We start from the raw sequence: 17,679 nt of genomic DNA, 5'->3' as shown, positions 1-17,679 counted from the left end.
ATACCCATTGGGTTTCAGCCTGCGTTGAGGCGGGTATAATTAACTTAACGCATGGCTTTTGCTATGCTGGCGCTCAGAACAAGCGGATAAGAGTTATTATGCAATCCTGGTATTTACTGTACTGCAAACGTGGGCAACTTCAGCGAGCCCAGGAACACCTGGAAAGACAGGCGGTGAACTGCCTGACGCCTATGATCACCCTGGAAAAAATAGTGCGCGGTAAACGTACCACAGTCAGTGAACCACTATTCCCTAATTACATGTTTGTCGAGTTCGACCCGGAAGTGATCCACACCACCACCATCAACGCCACGCGTGGTGTCAGCCATTTCGTCCGTTTTGGCGCGACGCCTGCGACCGTCCCTTCTCCCGTTATTCACCAGCTTTCTATCTACAAGCCTGAAGGAATTGTTGACCCGCAAACTCCTCAGCCAGGGGACAGCGTGATTATTACTGAAGGGGCGTTTGAGGGGCTAAAAGCGATCTTCACCGAACCGGATGGCGAAGCGCGTTCCATGCTACTGCTTAACCTGTTGAATAAAGAGGTTAAGCAGAGCGTGAAAAATACCGGCTTTCGAAAAATTTAAGCCGTTTAGAAGGTCACTTCGAACAGCGTTCTGACGTTAGCATCAATGGTGGCTGACAGCCATTGAGGATCTTCTCCGCGCCAGTGGGCAATACGCTCAAGAATATGTGGCAGGTGCGCCGGTTCATTGCGCCGTGACGTCGGTTTAGGCGTTAAGTCGCGAGGAAGTAGGTAAGGCGCATCAGTTTCGATCAGTAGTCTTTCTACCGGAATAAACGGCAGCAGTTCCCGCAGTTCCATCCCCCGACGCTCATCACAGACCCAGCCGGTAATACCAATATAAAGCCCTCGGTCCACGCAGTCCTGCATCTCCTGGCGCGAGCCGGTGAAACAGTGCAGCACCGCGCCGGGCAGGCTGTCCAGCCACGGCTCCAGCAACGTCAGAAAACGCTCATGGGCATCCCGACAATGCATGAAAATCGGCATCTGCAGTTCAGCGGCAATGCGCAGTTGTGCCTCAAAAGCACGTTCCTGCTCCTGTGGCGTGGAGAAATTGCGATTGAAATCCAGACCGCACTCGCCAATAGCGACCACCTCAGACTGGTTTGCCAGCGCGATAATCTCGTCTTCCGTTGAGGATTGCCATTGGCTACTGTCATGCGGGTGCACGCCAGCCGTGGACCAGCAATGTGGATAATGTTGCGCCAACTTCAGCGCCTGTTGGCTTTCGTGCAGGTTTGTTCCGGTCAGAAGCATACCGTTTACGCCCGCAGCAAAGGCGCGCGCCACAACATCATCCCTGTCTTTCGCAAATTGTGAACTGGTTAAATTAACGCCAATATCAAACATGCTACCTCCCATATGACAACCGCCCTGACGGGCGGTTGAATTTACTCTTCTGTTTTCTCGGTGGCTTCGGCTTCTTTTGCTTCTTCAGCCTCGTTGTCCTCATCTCGCGTACGTCGCTTACCGACATAGAAACGAGAGAAGAAAACGCCCACCTCGAACAGGCAGTACATCGGTATCGCCAACAGCGTTTGCGAGAAGACATCTGGCGGGGTCAGTAGCATCCCGACGACAAATGCGCCCACCACAACGTAAGGGCGTTTCTTGCGTAAATCATCAGGCGTCGTAATGCCCATCCAGCATAGCAGCACGATGGCGACCGGAACCTCAAAAGAGACACCGAAAGCCATAAACAGCGCCATTACGAAACTGAGATAGCTGGCAATGTCCGTCGATACCTGCACGCCTTGCGGAGCCGTGTTGGCCAGAAAACCAAACGCCAACGGAAAGACGACAAAATAGGCGAATGCCATGCCGATGTAGAACAACAACGAACTAGAAACCAGCAGCGGCACAACCAGTCGACGTTCATGTTTATACAAAGCAGGCGCAATAAATGCCCACACCTGGTAGAGGATCACTGGCGCTGACAGGATCAGCGACACCATGAAGGTCAACTTTATTGGGGTAAAGAACGGCGAGGCCACATCGGTGGCGATCATCGTTGCACCCTGCGGCATCTGTTTAATCAGCGGCGCCGCAACCATATGGTAAATGTCGTTGGCAAAGTAAACCAACGCCAGAAAGATCACGATTACCGCAATGATGCAGTTCAGGAGTCGCTTACGCAGTTCAATAAGATGCGTAATGAGCGGTTGGGTATCTTCTACAGCCATGTTTACGGTTTATCACTCGACGAGGGGGAGGATTCGACAACAGGTGCGGCAGCTTTCTTTTCTGCATCCATCAACGTGGCGGAAGTGTTTTCCGTCTGCTCTGGCGTTTTAGCACCCGCGGATTCCGGTTTTTGCTCCGGCGAACTGGCCTGGTTTTCAGCGGCGGCAGGGGTGACCCCTTCTCGCTGCGCTTCACCGTCTTTCACCACCGGATTATGGATAGTGTGCGCTTCATCGCTCGCTTTCTCAGGATCGTGCACGCTGTAAGAACGCTTCATCGATTCCGCAGCCTCACGCAGCTCATCCATTGACGCTTTCAGCTCCGGGGTCAGATTTGTCAGGCTCGCTTTCTCTACTTTCTTCAGGCTGTCCTGAAACTCCTGAAGCTTAAGCTCCTGGGTCAGTTCATTCTGAACAGTAGTTGCAAGGGAACGCAAAGCGCGAACCCAGCCAGCAACCGTTTTTACCGCTACAGGTAATCGTTGCGGCCCCAGAACAATGAGGCCGATCACGAACACCAATAACAGTTCGCTAAAACCGATATCAAACACGGATTATACCTGCTCTTTATCTTGGCTTTTGGCGTCTTCCTTTTTCACTTCACCCTGCTTATCGGTGATGGATTTAGCAGTAAAATCAGCGTCCTGGCTGGTTTTATCTTGCTTAGGCTCATCATCACCCATCGCTTTTTTGAAGCCTTTGATCGACGCGCCAAGATCGGAACCGATGGAGCCGAGTTTCTTGGTGCCAAATAGCAGTACAACGATGACGGCAATGATCAACAACTGCCAAATACTGATACCACCCATACATGTTCCTCTGTCATAGATGATGAATTAATAAGGCCGTAGTATACGTTACACGACCTGCCTTGGGCGATGAAAAATTCAGCGCATTTTGCGCCAGCCGATCAACCAGGCTATGACGCCTCCCGCCATTAACCAGCCCGGCATAAGCCCCCACTCAGGGCGGCTTACCAGCAGGAATGTTCCACTTAGCAACAATGTTGCGCCAATGCCCAATAAATAACGGGATTGTCCCTGGCGTACATGATTCGCGTGAAGCTCGCGGGCAATCTTATCAACACTGTGCTGTAAATATTTGCCCTGGCGCAAACTGTCATACACCAGTTCAGGTATTTCTGGCATTTTTTCGACCCAGAACGGTGCTTTTTCTTTAAATGCCCTAACGAGCGCCGGAATACCGACCTGATCTTTAATCCAGGATTCGAGGAATGGCTTAGCCGTTTTCCACAAATCTAACTGCGGGTAGAGTTGTCGTCCGACACCTTCTACGTACAGCAGCGTCTTCTGGAGCAATACCAGTTGAGGCTGAACTTCCATATTGAAGCGGCGCGCAGTGTTGAACAGATTCAGCAGCACGTGACCAAAGGAAATCTCCGCCAGCGGTTTTTCAAAAATCGGCTCGCACACGGTACGAATGGCAAATTCAAACTCTTCTACGTTGGTATCCGGCGGAACCCAACCAGAATCCACGTGCAGTTCAGCAACTTTGCGGTAATCGCGGTTAAAGAACGCAATGAAGTTTTCAGCCAGGTAACGCTTATCTTCTTTGTTTAAAGAGCCCACAATCCCACAATCAATACCAATGTATTTCGGGTTTTCAGGGTGCTCATAACTGACAAAAATGTTCCCGGGGTGCATATCCGCATGGAAAAAGCTGTCGCGGAATACCTGAGTAAAGAAGACCTGAACACCACGCTCGGCCAACAATTTCATATTGGTGCCGTTCTTCTCAAGCGTGGTGACATCTGAAACCGGGATGCCGTAAATGCGCTCCATCACCATCATGTTCTGACTACAATAGTCGGAATACACTTCCGGGATGTACAGCATCGGACTATCTTCAAAATTACGTCGTAGCTGAATGGCGTTCGCCGATTCGCGCAGCAGATTCAGTTCATCGATCAACGTTTTTTCATATTCACGGACGACTTCTGTTGGTCGCAGGCGACGCCCATCTGGCAGCAGACGAGGAACCCAACGAGCCAGGCGGTAGATCAGTTTTAAATCCGCTTTGATGACCGGAAGTATGTCCGGGCGAATAACTTTGATCACCACCTCTTTGCCATTCGATTTCAACCGCGCAGTGTGGACCTGAGCAACAGACGCAGATGCCAGCGGCGTGATCTCAAAATCATCAAACCATTCCTCGACGGGCAGCCCGCCCATAGCCTCTTCGATTTGTTTTTTCGCTCTAAGCCCATCGAACGGGGCAACCCGATCCTGCAATAGCGCAAGCTGATCGGCGATGTGCGGAGGGAAAAGGTCACGACGGGTAGAGAGCATTTGCCCAAACTTGATCCACACCGGGCCCAGTTCCTGTAAAGCCAGTCTCAGCCTTTCTCCCAGCGGTTTGTCTTTATGTCGGTTGGGCATCCAGAACAACGAGTAACGCCACAACCGAAGCGGCAGCGTGATTCGCATTTTGGGGATGAGTTCATCAAGACCGTAGCTTAAAAAAGTGCGAATGATGAAATAAAGGCGCCGTACTTCACCTGGCGTCATTTGGCCTCCAGTTTTTCCAGCCGTTTGGCCAGAGATTCAACCGCGCGCTCAACGGCTGCCGTTTCTTCAGCAAACCATGCAACCTCTAGTGGACCAGGAGCCATGCGCCACTCTTCAGTGATCGCTTCGGCGACATAGCGCTGCTGGCGCTGAAAGTTATGGCACAGGAACTTCGCTCCACCACGCAAGACTTTGCTGACCCCTTCCGCGACGATATCGCCGGTATAGGGTGCTAACAGTTCTGCAGGATCCAACTCCGCCAGATCGGCCAGCGCAACAAAGTTCTGTACTACCTGGATATCGCCCTGGACTTCCAGCTCACCGCTGCGGATAAGCGTGGTGAGTTGCTGTCGGTCACGCAATTTCGGTAACACACTGGCATATGTGATTACGGTGCAATCGGCTTCGCCTTCCCATGCCCCCAGCACATCGACCTGGCGCTCGCTAAACACCAGGACTAACGGTGTTGAAAATCCTTTGAGATCAACACGCAGCACCTTCCCTTGTAAACGCGTTCTGGCTGACTTCAGCGCAGGAGAACGGTACAGAAAGGTGTTGAGCAGATTTTCAACGCCTGCGGTTACTAAGGGTTTTAAAGGCATCCCCACTCTCCTGTCAGAACTTGTAACCACGATGCAGCGCAACGACACCTGCTGTCAGGTTGTAGTAATCAACGCTTTCGAACCCGGCATCTTGCATCATTGCTTTTAAGGTGTCCTGATCGGGATGCATACGGATGGACTCCGCCAAATAACGGTAGCTGTCCGCATCGCTTGCTACCATTGAACCTATGCGCGGCAGAACATGGAAAGAGTATGCGTCGTAGGCTTTGCTCAACGGTTCGATGATGGGTTTGGAGAATTCCAGCACCAGTAGACGTCCGCCCGGCTTCAATACGCGGTACATGGAGCGCAATGCTTTGTCTTTATCCGTTACGTTGCGCAGACCGAAAGAGATGGTGATGCAGTCAAACGTGTTGTCAGGGAAAGGTAATGCTTCCGCATTCGCCTGAACGTACTCAACGTTACCTACCACGCCAATATTACGCAGCTTTTCGCGACCCATTTTGAGCATTGAGTCATTGATATCCGCCAGCACAACTTTGCCGGTTTCACCAACCATGCGAGAGAATTTCGCCGTCAGATCGCCGGTACCGCCTGCTAAATCGAGAACGGTTTGCCCGCGACGCACGCCACTGCAATCAATGGTGAAGCGCTTCCACAAACGATGAATGCCAAATGACATTAAGTCATTCATAACGTCATATTTAGACGCCACAGAATGAAAAACGTGGGCCACCATGTCAGCTTTCTGCTCTTTAGCGACGGTCTGAAAGCCAAAGTGCGTCGTTTCTTGTGAATTATCCACCATCTCAGTGCCTGCTCATCCAAAAAATGTTCGAGAAGTGTAACAGATTGGGCCAATTTGCCCTACCCTTCTACCGGGTTCAACTACCCCAAATGGACTAGTTTGATTGCTGATTTATCGCTTCATCCTCGGGGTAAGACGCATCTTGTTGCGTCTCAGGGACCGAGCGCAAGCGGTATTCTTCATCCTGTGTAGTAGCTTGTTCAGCCAGCTCAGGATTAATCTCGCGCTTAATTTCCACGCCTAAACTACGAAACGCTTCTGCCTGCGACAGGACGTTTCCACGACCGGAAGAGAGTTTTTTCATCGCCTGTCGGTAGTTGTCCTGGGCTTTGTCCAGGCTTTGGCCTATTGCCGACATATCATCCACAAACAACCGCATCTTGTCATAAAGTTTGCTGGCCCGATCGGCAATTTGTTGCGCATTACGACTCTGATGCTCGTAGCGCCACAGGTTGGCGATCGTGCGCAATGCCACCAACAGCGTGGTAGGACTCACCAGCATAATGTTATTTCTAAGTGCTTCGGTAATCAGTTCGGGCTGTCTGTCGAGCGCCAGCAAAAAAGCGGGCTCAACGGGGATAAACATCAACACATAGTCAAGCGTACGCAGCCCAGGAAGCTGCTGATAATCTTTGCGACCCAGTAGTCGAATATGGTTGCGCACCGAGGCGATGTGCTCCTGCAATGCACTTTCGCGGGTGTATTCATCTTCTGCGTTAAAATAGCGCTCATAGGCGACCAGCGTCATTTTCGCATCGATCACCACATCTTTACCCTGCGGTAGCCGAACGATGACATCAGGCTGCATTCGCGAACGGGCGTCGTTTTCGATGCTAACCTGGGTTTCATATTCATAACCTTCACGCAGACCAGAGGCTTCGAGTACCCGCGTGAGTACGACCTCTCCCCAGTTACCCTGCGTTTTGTTATCGCCTTTTAATGCCCGCGTCAGGTTTACCGCTTCCTGCGCCATCTGCGCATTCAGTTGCTGGAGATTACGAATTTCGTGCGCCAGGGTATGGCGTTCTTGCGCCTCTTTACCAAAGCTATCCTGAACCTGGCGACGAAAACCGTCCAGTTGTTCACGAAGCGGCGCAAGCAGGCTGTTCAGACTTTGGCGATTTTGCTCATCAACACGGCGGTTGCTGTGCTCAAAAATACGATTCGCCAGATTTTCAAACTGTTCGCTCAGACGCTGTTCGCTGTTGATCATCTGGCGGATTTTATCTTCCGCATGCTGTTGGGTTGCTTCCAGCCGGGTAGTGACTTCACGGAGATCGGCTTCCAGAGAGGTGTTGATACTGTGCAGACTGCGTAATTCGTTATTGAGTAGTTCGCACTCATCACGCCAGTGAGCTTCCTGCGAGAGCTGCTGGCGAGCGGCGCTTAGCGCAATATCCAGTTCACGTCGCTCTTCGATGAGGTCGGCACGGATTTGATCGGCGCGTGCTTTTGTCGCCAGCCACCCTACCAGTAGCCCTGCGGCTAACGCCAACACGGCACTCATCATAATTGAAATATCCACAACGCCCCCTTACAGCAACGACTTACCCGCACAAAATAGAATTGTGCTGTATAAACGTCCAGTTTAAAAGGAATTTCCTGCGAGGCACTACGCAAAATAAAAAGGCCGAACGCGTCGGCCTTTTTGAATAGAAGGGGGAATTACAGTAAACGACGCGCGGCTTCAACCACGATTTTCACCGCGTGACTTTCCGTTTGTTTCATCGTTTCCGCATTAGGGATCTCTTGCTGAGTACGGTTCACGATAACACCTGCGACCATACCGGCACGCAGACCCTGGCTTGCGCACATGGTCAGCAGCGTAGCAGATTCCATTTCGTAGTTCATGACGCCCATAGACTGCCACTCTTCCATTGAGCCTTTGAAACGGCTCACGACGCGACCAGAGAAGGTGTCATAACGCTCCTGGCCCGGGTAGAAGGTGTCAGAAGACGCGGTGACCCCCACGTGAGTGGTGGCGCCGATAGATTTCGCCGCTTCCACCAGCGCGGTGGTGCACTCGAAGTCCGCAACGGCCGGGAATTCCATTGGTGCGAAGTGCAGGCTTGCGCCGTCCAGACGAACAGATGCAGTGGTAACCAGTACATCACCTACGTTGATATGCGGCTGGATAGCGCCAGTCGTACCGATACGCAGGAAGGTACGAATGCCCAGCTGTGCCAGTTCTTCTACGGCAATAGAGGTGGACGGGCCGCCGATACCGGTAGAACAAACGATCACGGCTTTACCATCCAGCTCAGCACGCCAGGTAGTGAACTCGCGATGAGATGCCAGCTTAACCGGCTTATCCATCAGCGCGGCGATCTTTTCCACACGCTCCGGGTCGCCAGGGACGATAGCAAGCGTAGCCCCTTGTAAATCGTTCTTAGTGAGGCCGAGATGAAAAACATCAGACTTAGACATAAAAACTCCTCTGTGAATCGGTTTTGTCAGAAGAAGCAAAAACACACTTTACCGAAGGCATAAACATATTTTCGTGACAGTCATCACTATGATGTAAATCAATTGCATTCAATTACCATCAAAAAGTGATTAATGTCACATAAATGATGTGATGTAAGGAAGCCCTGCACAAAAGATAGCCCGTTTAAGGCAATGTGGTTCGTTGCATGTGTCTATAGTTAACAATGCGCTTTTTTGCTGAATATTTAAGGGTACGGAGAATACCATGACAACACGACAATCTGGCTTTGCACCTGCTGTATCTCCACCGACGTCTACCACGGTTCACACCCCGGATAATGCAATTATCGCCGGTGTAACGTCCATACCTTCACAAGGCGATGATATGCCAGCGTATCACGCACGACCAAAACAGACTGATGGCCTGCTGCCCGTAGTCATTGTCGTGCAGGAGATTTTTGGTATTCATGAGCACATTCGTGACGTTTGCCGTCGTTTGGCTCTGGAAGGGTATCTGGCTATCGCACCAGAACTCTATTTTCGCGAAGGCGATCCCAATGACTTTGCCGATATCCCTACGCTGCTTAGTGGCCTTGTCGCCAAAGTGCCCGACTCTCAGGTACTGGCCGATCTGGACCACGTCGCTAGCTGGGCCTCCCGCAACGGAGGAGATGCACACCAGTTGATGATCACCGGATTTTGCTGGGGTGGGCGCATCACCTGGCTGTATGCCGCACATAATCCGCAGTTAAAAGCGGCCGTGGCGTGGTATGGCAAACTGGTGGGTGATAAAACCCTCAACTCGCCAAAACATCCCGTTGATATCGCAACCGATCTTAACGCCCCCGTTTTGGGGCTTTATGGCGGCCAGGACACCAGCATTCCGCAAGATACCGTTGAAACAATGCGCCAGGCACTGCGCGCCGCCAATGCTAAAGCGGAAATCGTGGTCTATCCCGATGCCGGACATGCGTTCAACGCCGATTATCGCCCGAGCTATCACGAAGAGTCCGCGAAAGACGGTTGGCAGAGAATGCTGGAGTGGTTCGTGCAATACGGTGGGAAGAAATAAACGTTAATTGCCCGGTGGCAGCGACGCCTGACCGGGCCTACAACTATTGCGATTTCCTGTAACCCGGGTAAGCCCCAGCGCTTCCCGGGCACCGAATTACGCCTGACGCAAATTCTGCGCCGCTTTGACCATGTTCGCCAGCGCGGCACGGGTTTCCGGCCAGCCGCGGGTTTTCAGGCCGCAGTCCGGGTTCACCCACAGACGTTCTGCTGGAATGCGCAGCTCGGCTTTCTTCAACAGGGCTTCAATCCACTCCACGCTCGGGACGTTCGGCGAGTGAATATCGTATACGCCCGGCCCGATTTCGTTCGGATAATCGAACTCTTCAAACGATTCCAGCAACTCCATATCAGAGCGCGAGGTTTCAATGGTAATCACGTCCGCATCCAGCGCCGCAATGGAGTCCATGATGTCGTTGAACTCGCAATAACACATGTGGGTGTGGATCTGGGTTTCATCCTTCGCTACCGCCGCGTTAATGCGGAAGGCTTCCACGCCCCACTCCAGATACGCCGCCCAGTCGCTGCGACGCAGCGGCAGACCTTCGCGCAGTGCCGGTTCATCAATCTGGATGATGCCGATACCCGCCGCTTCCAGATCCGCCACTTCATCACGCAGCGCCAGCGCAATCTGCTTCGCGATGGTTTCACGCGTCACGTCTTCACGCGGGAATGACCAGCAGAGAATGGTCACCGGACCGGTCAGCATGCCTTTTACCGGTTTGTCGGTCAGCGACTGGGCATATTTCGCCCACTCCACGGTGATCGCTTCCGGGCGGCTGACGTCGCCAATCACCACCGGCGGCTTCACGCAGCGAGAGCCGTAGCTCTGCACCCAACCGTTCTGGGTGAAGACGAAGCCGTCCAGGTGTTCGCCAAAGTATTCGACCATGTCATTACGCTCGGCTTCACCGTGTACCAGCACGTCGAGACCCAGACGTTCCTGTTCAACAATCGCCTGTTTAATATGTTCCGCAATTCCGGTGCGATAGTTACCAGCATCCAGGTTGCCCTTTTTGAAATCCAGCCGCAGGCCGCGAATTTCTGTGGTTTGCGGGAATGAACCGATAGTCGTAGTCGGCCATGCCGGCAGATTAAAGCGGGCACGTTGCGCCTCGGCACGAACCGGGTAAGCGTTAGCGCGCTGGCTGTCCTGGGCGGTGATTGCTGCCAGACGTTTTTCCACTGCGGCGTTGTGTACTCGGGTAGAGTGACGACGAGCCTGAATCGGTGCGCTCCACTCGACAATTGCCGCCGTATCACCGCTATTCAATGCATCGCGCAGCAGCGCCAGCTCGCCGCATTTTTGCAGGGCGAAGGCAAACCAGCTCTTCACTTCTGCATCAAGGCGGGTTTCAACACTGAGATCGATTGGGCTGTGCAGCAGGGAGCAGGAAGAAGCCACCCACAGGTTACGTTTCCCGACGATATCTTTGATTTGTGCGTATTTTTCGCTGAGATCGGCACGCCAGACGTTGCGGCCGTTCACCAGCCCCGCTGACAGCAGCCAGTCGGCAGGCAGACGTTTATGCAACTCGGCTGCATCATCTTTGCCGTGCACGAAGTCAACGTGCAGTCCCTGCACCGGCAGGGCGGTAATGGTATCCAGGTTTGGCGTTACGCCTTCGAAGTAGGTGGTCAGCAGCAGCTTCACCTGACCCGTCAGCGCGTCATAAGCTGGTTTGAAGGCCTCCAGCCACGCTTGCGGCAATTCCAGCACCAGAGCGGGTTCGTCAATCTGCACCCACTCAATACCGCGTTTCGCCAGCTCGGCCAGCACCTGCTGGTAAACCGGCAGAATGTCGTTCAACAGGCTCAGACGGTCAAACTGATCGCCTTTCACTTTACCCAACCACAGGTAGGTTACCGGCCCCAGCAACACAGGCTTCACTTTGTGACCGAGCGCCAGCGCTTCGTCCACTTCATCCAGCAGTTGGGTCCAGGTCAGTTTGAACTGCTGACCTTTAGTGAACTCTGGCACCATGTAGTGATAGTTGGTGTTAAACCATTTGGTCATTTCTGCCGCCGCCGCGGGTTCACCCGTTGGTGCGCGGCCACGGCCAATGCGGAATAAGGTATCGATATCGACCGAGCCGTCTTTATTTTGATGGCGAGCCGGAACGTTGCCGAGCAGCAGGCTGGTGGTCAGCACGTGATCGTACCAGGCAAAATCACCCACCGGCAGCAGGTCAACGCCCGCCTGCTTCTGCTGATCCCAGTGGCGGGCACGCAGCTCGCGGCCAACGGTCAGCAAATCTTCACGGGAAGAATTTCCCGCCCAGTAGCTTTCTTGCGCTTTCTTCAACTCGCGACGCAGGCCAACGCGAGGGAAACCGAGGGTGTGATTCAATATTGTCATTTTTCTTCCTCTCTTATTTTATTGAATCTGAAGCAAAAACTCTAAATAGTTCGGTTTGCAGGAAGGCGGCGACACAGCGCATCCCCAGGAGCTTACTGAAGTAAGTGACTGGGGTAAGCGAGGAAGCCAACGCATCTGCAAGCCGAAATATGACGAGTTTTGGACGTCCAGATGTTTACACATCCATAATTGGCGGTTACTGTATATTCCTCAAGCGCAATTTGTTCATGCCGAAGTGAAGGACTTTCATGATCGAGATTAAACACCTGAAAACGCTCCAGGCGTTGCGGAATAGTGGTTCTCTGGCAGCCGCAGCGGCGACGTTGCATCAGACCCAATCCGCCCTTTCTCACCAGTTCAGCGATCTGGAGCAGCGCCTTGGCTTTCGACTTTTTATCCGTAAAAGCCAGCCTCTGCGCTTTACGCCGCAGGGAGAAATCCTGCTGCAGTTAGCCAATCAGGTGTTGCCGCAAATTGGTCGTGCGCTGCAGGCCTGCAACGAACCGCAGCAAACCCGGTTGCGAATCGCGATTGAATGTCACAGTTGTATTCAATGGCTGACGCCCGCGCTGGAGAATTTTCGTGCCAACTGGCCGCAGGTGGAGATGGACTTTAAATCCGGCGTGACGTTCGATCCGCAACCAGCGCTACAGCAGGATGAGCTGGATCTGGTGTTAACCTCCGACATCTTGCCGCGCAGCGGATTGCACTACTCGCCGATGTTCGATTTTGAAGTCCGCCTGGTACTGGCGCCTGACCATCCGTTGGCTAGCAAAACGCAAATCACGCCAGAAGATTTGGCCAGCGAGACGCTGCTCATTTACCCGGTGCAACGGAGTCGACTGGATGTATGGCGGCATTTCCTGCAACCTGCAGGCGTTAGTCCGTCGCTGAAAAGCGTGGATAACACCTTGCTGCTGATTCAGATGGTTGCAGCCAGAATGGGTATCGCGGCGTTACCTCACTGGGTGGTGGAGAGTTTTGAACGCCAGGGCCTGGTAGTGACCAAAACCCTGGGTGATGGATTGTGGAGCCGACTGTACGCCGCCGTGCGTGATGGCGAGCAGCGACAGCCGGTCACAGAAGCGTTTATTCGCTCAGCGCGGAATCACGCCTGCGATCACCTGCCGTTTGTACGGAGTGCGGAACGACCCACTTTCGATGTACCCACAGTGAAGCCACTATCACAGCCGCACCAATGATGAAGCTTGGCCAGTGAGGTTGTTGATGCCAGATAGCAAGGTTAACCAGCAGTCCGGCAGGGACATGCATATTGTTCATGATGCCCAGCGTGCCCGCATCCACCTGGGTCGCACCGTAGTTCCACATAAAGTAACCAATGCCGGACGCCGCCACGCCAAGAAAGACCAGAATTCCCCACTGTAGCGTGGTTGCAGGCATTTTCTGCGCATTGCCCAGCATGAACCAGGCCACGACAGCCACCATAAAGGCGCCCATATAAAACCAGGCAAAGGCGTTGTGCTGCGGCATTGGCCGCGTCTCCATCAGACGTTTATAGCCCACCATACCAATGGCAAAGCTGATATTGGACAACTGCACCAGCAGCAGACCGGTCCAGAAGTGGCTGGTCACCTGATCGTAACGAATGATCCCCGCACCAATCACCGCCAGTAACGCACTAAAGGCGTAACTCCAGCGCAGACGACGTCCGCTCATCAGATCATAAATCAGCGTAATGTAGAGCGGCGTCAGCACGGTAAAGAGCAGCAGTTCTGAAACCGTCAGGTACAGATAGGCGTGAAAACTCAGCATGTACATAATGCCAAGCTGCATGGCACCCACCAGCATATACAGCCCGATCGTTTTTACGCTGTGCCCACGAGTACGTAGAAACGGCAGGAACACCAGCGCAGCCAGCCCAACGCGCACCAGCACCGCAAAATAGCTATCGACATGACCGGCAAGGTACTCGCCAAACAGGCTAAAGGAAAAGGCCCACAGAATTGTGGTAATGATGAGTAACGCCACAATGGATGTCTCTTAACAAAAGGTACACCCATTGTAGCGAAGTTTTTAGTTGACAACTGGTCAACTAACGAACAGAAGGTTACTACAAAAACAGTTCACGCAGATAGTGTGGCACGGCATCGTCGGCATTAAGACCAATGACTTCCAGTTCCGGGTGCAGATCCTTCAGGCGCTGGTGGGCGTTGCCCATGATGCAGCCTTTACCTGCCATGGAGAGCATTTCCGCATCGTTCATCCCGTCGCCAAAGGCGATGCAGTCTTTCAGGCTGTAGCCCATCGCTTTTGCTACCGCTTCCAGCGCATGACCTTTCGATACGCCGCCAGCCATAACTTCCAGACAGGTAAGCGTAGAGAAGCTGACGTTGACGCGATCGCCCCAGCGGGCGTTAATCGCCTGCTCCAGCGGCAGTAGCCTTTCGTGAGAGTCGGTGGTGAAGAACACTTTGCTGACGCCCTCAGGCTCCAGTAATGCAGGTTCAAACAGTGAATAGTTAAACACCGCTTCTTTGAAGAAACGCATTTCGTCCGGACGATGGCGATTCATAAACCACTCATCATCACGATATACGTTGGTCACGATGTCCGGGTTTGCATTCACTACGCCAAACAGGTCGCTGGCAATATCGCGATCCAGGTTATGGGAAAACACCAGATTCCCGTCAGAATCATGCACGCGCGCGCCGTTGGACGTGATCATGTAGGTTTTAATGCCGAGGTTATCGCGAATTTGCCCCACATCAACATGATGACGGCCAGTCGCAAACACGAAGTTAACGCCGCGAGCGGTCAATAACTTCAGCGTCTCTTTGGCATAAGGGGACAGAGTATGGTCGGGAGAAAGCAGCGTACCGTCTAAATCAGACGCAACAACCTGATACATAAGAAAATTCAACCTCTAGGCAAAGCGGGTTCCGCTGGATGAGTTATGCTTGTCGAAAAATTCGACAATAGCGTTAAGCGCGACTGAGCGCATGGCGTCCTTTTCAAAAAGGATCTCATGGTACGCGCCTTTGATGACAAGCGGCTGCCCCCCTTCTACAGGATGGCCCGCTGCAGCGCGGAGTTCACAAAAACGATCGTGCATGCGGTTATCTACCACCCGCTCTTCTTCAGCCTGAATCAGCAGCGTCGGCGTCGCATCATCCCCGGCACCAGCCAAAACCTGTTCGCCAGCCAGAATCCCTTCACGAACCCAGTGGTAGGTGGGGCCGCCAACGCGCAGTCGCGGCTCATCCGCATAGAAGCGCAGATTGCGCCGATAGCGCTGTCGACTATGGGTTAACGCATTCATACTGAACGGCAGCGCCCGCCAGCGCCCGGTTCCCATCGCATAGCCTTCGCGGATCCGCGGATGCCCTTCAGCCCAGTCCAGAATATGGCGCACCATCCAGTCGGGAAAGCGCATCACAATACCAAACATCGGCGCACAAAGCGCGATAGCATCACACTGATTCGGGTGGCGTTGCAGGAATAACGTCGCAATCGCCCCGCCCATTGAATGCGCCAGGATATAGCGTTTTCTCCATGGGCCGGGTAGCACTTCCTGCTGCCAGAAGGCGGTTAGATCGTCGACATAATCATTAAAGTTATCGACATGACCGCGATGCGGATCCGAAAGCATACGCCCGGAACGCCCTTGGCCACGGTGATCGATAATGAGAACGTCAAAACCAGAATGAAACAGGTCATACGCCAGTTCAGCGTATTTCACGTAGCTTTCAATGCGTCCAGGACAGACGACGATGACGCGATCGTTTTTTTCTGCATGAAAACGAACAAAATGTACGGGAATATCATCCACGCCCGTAAATTCCGCTTCTTCCCGCTGACGCCAGAAATCTGTCAGTGGCCCCATGGAAAAAGCAGCAAACGCGTTTTCTCTTGTTTCCCAGTCTTTTTGCTGCTGAAACATCGGGTATCCAGCCTCGCTGACCAAGTAAAATCGTTTTTTTCGCCGTCACTGACACAACCTAACGGCAGTAGCGTATTGTGGCATAAAAATAGACAATCCGGGAGTTTCTCATGACCTTTGAATGGTGGTTCGCCTACCTGCTGACCTCTATTATTTTGAGCTTGTCCCCAGGCTCTGGCGCAATCAATACCATGACCACCGCCATCAGCCACGGATATCGCGGTGCCAGCGCGTCGATTGCGGGTTTGCAGACCGGGTTGGGTATTCATATCGTTCTGGTTGGCGTAGGACTGGGAACGCTATTTTCACGTTCGGTGATCGCATTTGAGGTGCTGAAGTGGGCGGGAGCGGCCTATCTGATTTGGCTGGGTATTCAACAATGGCGGGCGGCGGGTGCTATCGATCTGAATACCATGGCGAATACGCAATCGCGCAGCCGGCTGTTCAAACGCGCGGTCTTTGTTAATCTGACCAATCCTAAGAGCATAGTTTTTCTTGCCGCTCTGTTCCCACAGTTCATCCTGCCGCAGGAACCGCAGTTGATGCAGTACGTGGTGCTTGGCGTCACGACCATCGTGGTCGATATCATTGTGATGATCGGTTACGCGACGCTGGCCACGCGCATTGCTGGCTGGATTAAAGGGCCAAAACAAATGAAGGCGCTGAACAAAGTGTTCGGTTCGCTGTTTATGCTGATAGGCGCCCTGCTGGCATCGGCAAGGCATGCCTAGCAAATGGAACGACGCTCGCAATGAAATGCTAACAGTATGAGCGTCTGAACATGACTTTCCGTACTTTGCCGCAAAGGGAGAAAAGCCTTTTATTCTGTACTGTTAGACGTTGATTGCTAATGCCAGAATTCCGCCACATTCACCTTTCACGGATGATTAACGATGGCGGAAGTAACAACACCACATGATGCAGTATTTAAGACCTTCCTCTCCCGCGTGGAAACTGCGCGGGACTTTATCGAACTTCATCTTCCGCCCTCGTTGATCAAAATCTGCAAACTGGAAACGCTCCGTCTGGAATCAGGCAGTTTTGTGGAGGACGATCTGCGTCCCTATTTCAGCGATATTCTCTACTCACTGGAAACCACCAGCGGGCATGGCTATGTACACGTGCTCATTGAGCATCAAAGCTCACCAGACAAGCATATGTCATTTCGCCTGATGCGCTACGCTATCGCAGCGATGCAGCGTCATCTTGAGGCGGGAAACGACACTCTGCCGCTGGTTATTCCTGTTCTCTTTTACCATGGCAAGCAAAGCCCATGGCAAGGCTCAATGAACTGGCTGGATCACTTTGAGGATTCTGGAACCGCCCTTCAACTTTACAGCACACCATTTCCGTTGGTGGATGTGACGGTTATTCCAGATGATGAGATCATGCAGCATCGCAGTATGGCAGCGCTGACATTAGTACAAAAACACATTCGCCAGCGCGACATGGCGCAGCTGCTGGATAAACTTACCCGCCTGTTTATGCTGGAGAAGATGAGCGGACAACAAATAACCGTGCTGGTAAACTACATGGTGCAAGCAGGGAATACACAAGATGTTCAGACATTATTGTATAAGCTGGCACAGCGGGTGCCGCAGCATGGAGAAAAACTGATGACAATGGCGGATCAACTAAAGCAGATAGGCCGTGAAGAAGGGAGGCGCATTGCCCTTACTGATGTAGCAAAAGCGATGCTCAAGCGAGGTCTTGATACCGACGCGATTATGGAAATGACCGGCCTTTCGAAGGATGAGCTACAGAAGCTTGCGCAATAAGCCGCATACCGCCTGGGACTCCCAGGCGGGCAACAA

General features: G+C 52.8%; 18 protein-coding genes. 5 read left to right on the top strand and 13 right to left on the bottom strand.

What is annotated here, in order from left to right; translation table 11 throughout:
* Nucleotides 1–98: 98 nt before the first annotated feature.
* Nucleotides 99–587: a transcription/translation regulatory transformer protein RfaH gene (rfaH, locus tag OGY71_RS04405; protein WP_003017881.1), complete on the top strand. Its 489-nt coding sequence runs from the start codon at nt 99–101 to the stop codon at nt 585–587.
* Between the two features lie 5 nt (nt 588–592).
* On the opposite strand, the gene tatD is transcribed toward rfaH, so the two are convergent.
* The 9 genes from tatD to udp form a co-directional block, all read right to left on the bottom strand.
* Nucleotides 593–1,375, bottom strand: a complete 783-nt coding sequence (gene tatD / locus OGY71_RS04400) for a 3'-5' ssDNA/RNA exonuclease TatD (protein ID WP_126957713.1) — start codon at nt 1,373–1,375, stop codon at nt 593–595.
* Between the two features lie 41 nt (nt 1,376–1,416).
* Nucleotides 1,417–2,208, bottom strand: coding sequence for a Sec-independent protein translocase subunit TatC (gene tatC / locus OGY71_RS04395; RefSeq protein ID WP_016155142.1), 792 nt, complete (start codon nt 2,206–2,208; stop codon nt 1,417–1,419).
* A 2-nt stretch (nt 2,209–2,210) separates the two neighbouring features.
* Nucleotides 2,211–2,759, bottom strand: coding sequence for a Sec-independent protein translocase protein TatB (gene tatB / locus OGY71_RS04390; protein ID WP_003828913.1), 549 nt, complete (start codon nt 2,757–2,759; stop codon nt 2,211–2,213).
* A 3-nt stretch (nt 2,760–2,762) separates the two neighbouring features.
* The gene (gene tatA, locus OGY71_RS04385; protein ID WP_003017888.1) at nt 2,763–3,017 is read right to left on the bottom strand and encodes a Sec-independent protein translocase subunit TatA; all 255 of its coding nucleotides are present in this window, start codon (nt 3,015–3,017) and stop codon (nt 2,763–2,765) included.
* Between the two features lie 78 nt (nt 3,018–3,095).
* Nucleotides 3,096–4,736 carry a ubiquinone biosynthesis regulatory protein kinase UbiB gene (ubiB, locus tag OGY71_RS04380; RefSeq protein WP_003828916.1) on the bottom strand — a complete coding sequence of 547 codons (1,641 nt, stop codon included), beginning with the start codon at nt 4,734–4,736 and terminating at the stop codon, nt 3,096–3,098.
* Nucleotides 4,733–5,338 carry a ubiquinone biosynthesis protein UbiJ gene (gene ubiJ, locus OGY71_RS04375; protein WP_003828918.1) on the bottom strand — a complete coding sequence of 202 codons (606 nt, stop codon included), beginning with the start codon at nt 5,336–5,338 and terminating at the stop codon, nt 4,733–4,735. The genes ubiB and ubiJ overlap by 4 nt, the downstream gene beginning before the upstream one ends.
* 13 nt (nt 5,339–5,351) lie before the next feature.
* The gene (ubiE, locus tag OGY71_RS04370) at nt 5,352–6,107 is read right to left on the bottom strand and encodes a bifunctional demethylmenaquinone methyltransferase/2-methoxy-6-polyprenyl-1,4-benzoquinol methylase UbiE (RefSeq protein ID WP_003017897.1); all 756 of its coding nucleotides are present in this window, start codon (nt 6,105–6,107) and stop codon (nt 5,352–5,354) included.
* Nucleotides 6,108–6,201: 94 nt separating this feature from the next.
* Complete coding sequence (rmuC, locus tag OGY71_RS04365) at nt 6,202–7,632, bottom strand: DNA recombination protein RmuC (protein WP_122973913.1); 1,431 nt, start codon at nt 7,630–7,632, stop codon at nt 6,202–6,204.
* 140 nt (nt 7,633–7,772) lie between these two features.
* Complete coding sequence (udp, locus tag OGY71_RS04360) at nt 7,773–8,534, bottom strand: uridine phosphorylase (RefSeq protein WP_003828923.1); 762 nt, start codon at nt 8,532–8,534, stop codon at nt 7,773–7,775.
* A 265-nt stretch (nt 8,535–8,799) separates the two neighbouring features.
* On the opposite strand from udp, the gene OGY71_RS04355 reads away from it, so the two are divergent.
* Nucleotides 8,800–9,606 (top strand): dienelactone hydrolase family protein, encoded by an 807-nt coding sequence (locus OGY71_RS04355; protein ID WP_003828924.1) that lies wholly within the window; start codon nt 8,800–8,802, stop codon nt 9,604–9,606.
* A gap of 96 nt (nt 9,607–9,702) precedes the next feature.
* On the opposite strand, the gene metE is transcribed toward OGY71_RS04355, so the two are convergent.
* Nucleotides 9,703–11,964, bottom strand: a complete 2,262-nt coding sequence (metE, locus tag OGY71_RS04350) for a 5-methyltetrahydropteroyltriglutamate--homocysteine S-methyltransferase (protein ID WP_286612909.1) — start codon at nt 11,962–11,964, stop codon at nt 9,703–9,705.
* 248 nt (nt 11,965–12,212) lie between these two features.
* On the opposite strand from metE, the gene metR reads away from it, so the two are divergent.
* On the top strand, nt 12,213–13,166 hold the full coding sequence (gene metR / locus OGY71_RS04345) for an HTH-type transcriptional regulator MetR (protein WP_003017908.1): 954 nt from the start codon (nt 12,213–12,215) through the stop codon (nt 13,164–13,166).
* On the opposite strand, the gene OGY71_RS04340 is transcribed toward metR, so the two are convergent.
* The 3 genes from OGY71_RS04340 to pldB form a co-directional block, all read right to left on the bottom strand.
* Nucleotides 13,054–13,953, bottom strand: a complete 900-nt coding sequence (locus tag OGY71_RS04340; protein WP_003828930.1) for a carboxylate/amino acid/amine transporter — start codon at nt 13,951–13,953, stop codon at nt 13,054–13,056. The two genes, metR and OGY71_RS04340, sit on opposite strands and share 113 nt — an antisense overlap.
* A gap of 82 nt (nt 13,954–14,035) precedes the next feature.
* Nucleotides 14,036–14,833 (bottom strand): sugar/pyridoxal phosphate phosphatase YigL, encoded by a 798-nt coding sequence (gene yigL, locus OGY71_RS04335; RefSeq protein ID WP_003828932.1) that lies wholly within the window; start codon nt 14,831–14,833, stop codon nt 14,036–14,038.
* Between the two features lie 15 nt (nt 14,834–14,848).
* Nucleotides 14,849–15,865: a lysophospholipase L2 gene (pldB, locus tag OGY71_RS04330; protein WP_149335741.1), complete on the bottom strand. Its 1,017-nt coding sequence runs from the start codon at nt 15,863–15,865 to the stop codon at nt 14,849–14,851.
* Between the two features lie 110 nt (nt 15,866–15,975).
* Between pldB and rhtB the strand changes: the two genes are divergently transcribed.
* Both rhtB and OGY71_RS04320 read left to right on the top strand, forming a co-directional pair.
* Nucleotides 15,976–16,596, top strand: a complete 621-nt coding sequence (rhtB, locus tag OGY71_RS04325) for a homoserine/homoserine lactone efflux protein (protein ID WP_003828938.1) — start codon at nt 15,976–15,978, stop codon at nt 16,594–16,596.
* 162 nt (nt 16,597–16,758) lie between these two features.
* Nucleotides 16,759–17,643: an Rpn family recombination-promoting nuclease/putative transposase gene (locus OGY71_RS04320; protein WP_008787090.1), complete on the top strand. Its 885-nt coding sequence runs from the start codon at nt 16,759–16,761 to the stop codon at nt 17,641–17,643.
* The last annotated feature ends 36 nt before the right edge of the window (nt 17,644–17,679 follow it).

The sequence above is a fragment of the Citrobacter sp. Cpo109 genome (assembly GCF_030332565.1).
Classification (GTDB): Bacteria; Pseudomonadota; Gammaproteobacteria; order Enterobacterales; family Enterobacteriaceae; genus Citrobacter; species Citrobacter portucalensis.
This window is presented reverse-complemented; position numbering and strand designations above follow the sequence as displayed.

What these genes read in the sequence shown, in the direction of transcription:
- rhtB (WP_003828938.1), top strand. Translation starts at nt 15,976, where the DNA reads ATGACCTTTGAATGGTGGTTCGCCTACCTGCTGACCTCTATTATTTTG.
- tatD (WP_126957713.1), bottom strand. Translation starts at nt 1,375, where the DNA reads ATGTTTGATATTGGCGTTAATTTAACCAGTTCACAATTTGCGAAAGAC.
- OGY71_RS04320 (WP_008787090.1), top strand. Translation starts at nt 16,759, where the DNA reads ATGGCGGAAGTAACAACACCACATGATGCAGTATTTAAGACCTTCCTC.
- tatC (WP_016155142.1), bottom strand. Translation starts at nt 2,208, where the DNA reads ATGGCTGTAGAAGATACCCAACCGCTCATTACGCATCTTATTGAACTG.
- yigL (WP_003828932.1), bottom strand. Translation starts at nt 14,833, where the DNA reads ATGTATCAGGTTGTTGCGTCTGATTTAGACGGTACGCTGCTTTCTCCC.
- metE (WP_286612909.1), bottom strand. Translation starts at nt 11,964, where the DNA reads ATGACAATATTGAATCACACCCTCGGTTTCCCTCGCGTTGGCCTGCGT.
- pldB (WP_149335741.1), bottom strand. Translation starts at nt 15,865, where the DNA reads ATGTTTCAGCAGCAAAAAGACTGGGAAACAAGAGAAAACGCGTTTGCT.
- ubiB (WP_003828916.1), bottom strand. Translation starts at nt 4,736, where the DNA reads ATGACGCCAGGTGAAGTACGGCGCCTTTATTTCATCATTCGCACTTTT.
- rfaH (WP_003017881.1), top strand. Translation starts at nt 99, where the DNA reads ATGCAATCCTGGTATTTACTGTACTGCAAACGTGGGCAACTTCAGCGA.
- tatA (WP_003017888.1), bottom strand. Translation starts at nt 3,017, where the DNA reads ATGGGTGGTATCAGTATTTGGCAGTTGTTGATCATTGCCGTCATCGTT.
- metR (WP_003017908.1), top strand. Translation starts at nt 12,213, where the DNA reads ATGATCGAGATTAAACACCTGAAAACGCTCCAGGCGTTGCGGAATAGT.
- udp (WP_003828923.1), bottom strand. Translation starts at nt 8,534, where the DNA reads ATGTCTAAGTCTGATGTTTTTCATCTCGGCCTCACTAAGAACGATTTA.
- ubiE (WP_003017897.1), bottom strand. Translation starts at nt 6,107, where the DNA reads ATGGTGGATAATTCACAAGAAACGACGCACTTTGGCTTTCAGACCGTC.
- OGY71_RS04355 (WP_003828924.1), top strand. Translation starts at nt 8,800, where the DNA reads ATGACAACACGACAATCTGGCTTTGCACCTGCTGTATCTCCACCGACG.
- ubiJ (WP_003828918.1), bottom strand. Translation starts at nt 5,338, where the DNA reads ATGCCTTTAAAACCCTTAGTAACCGCAGGCGTTGAAAATCTGCTCAAC.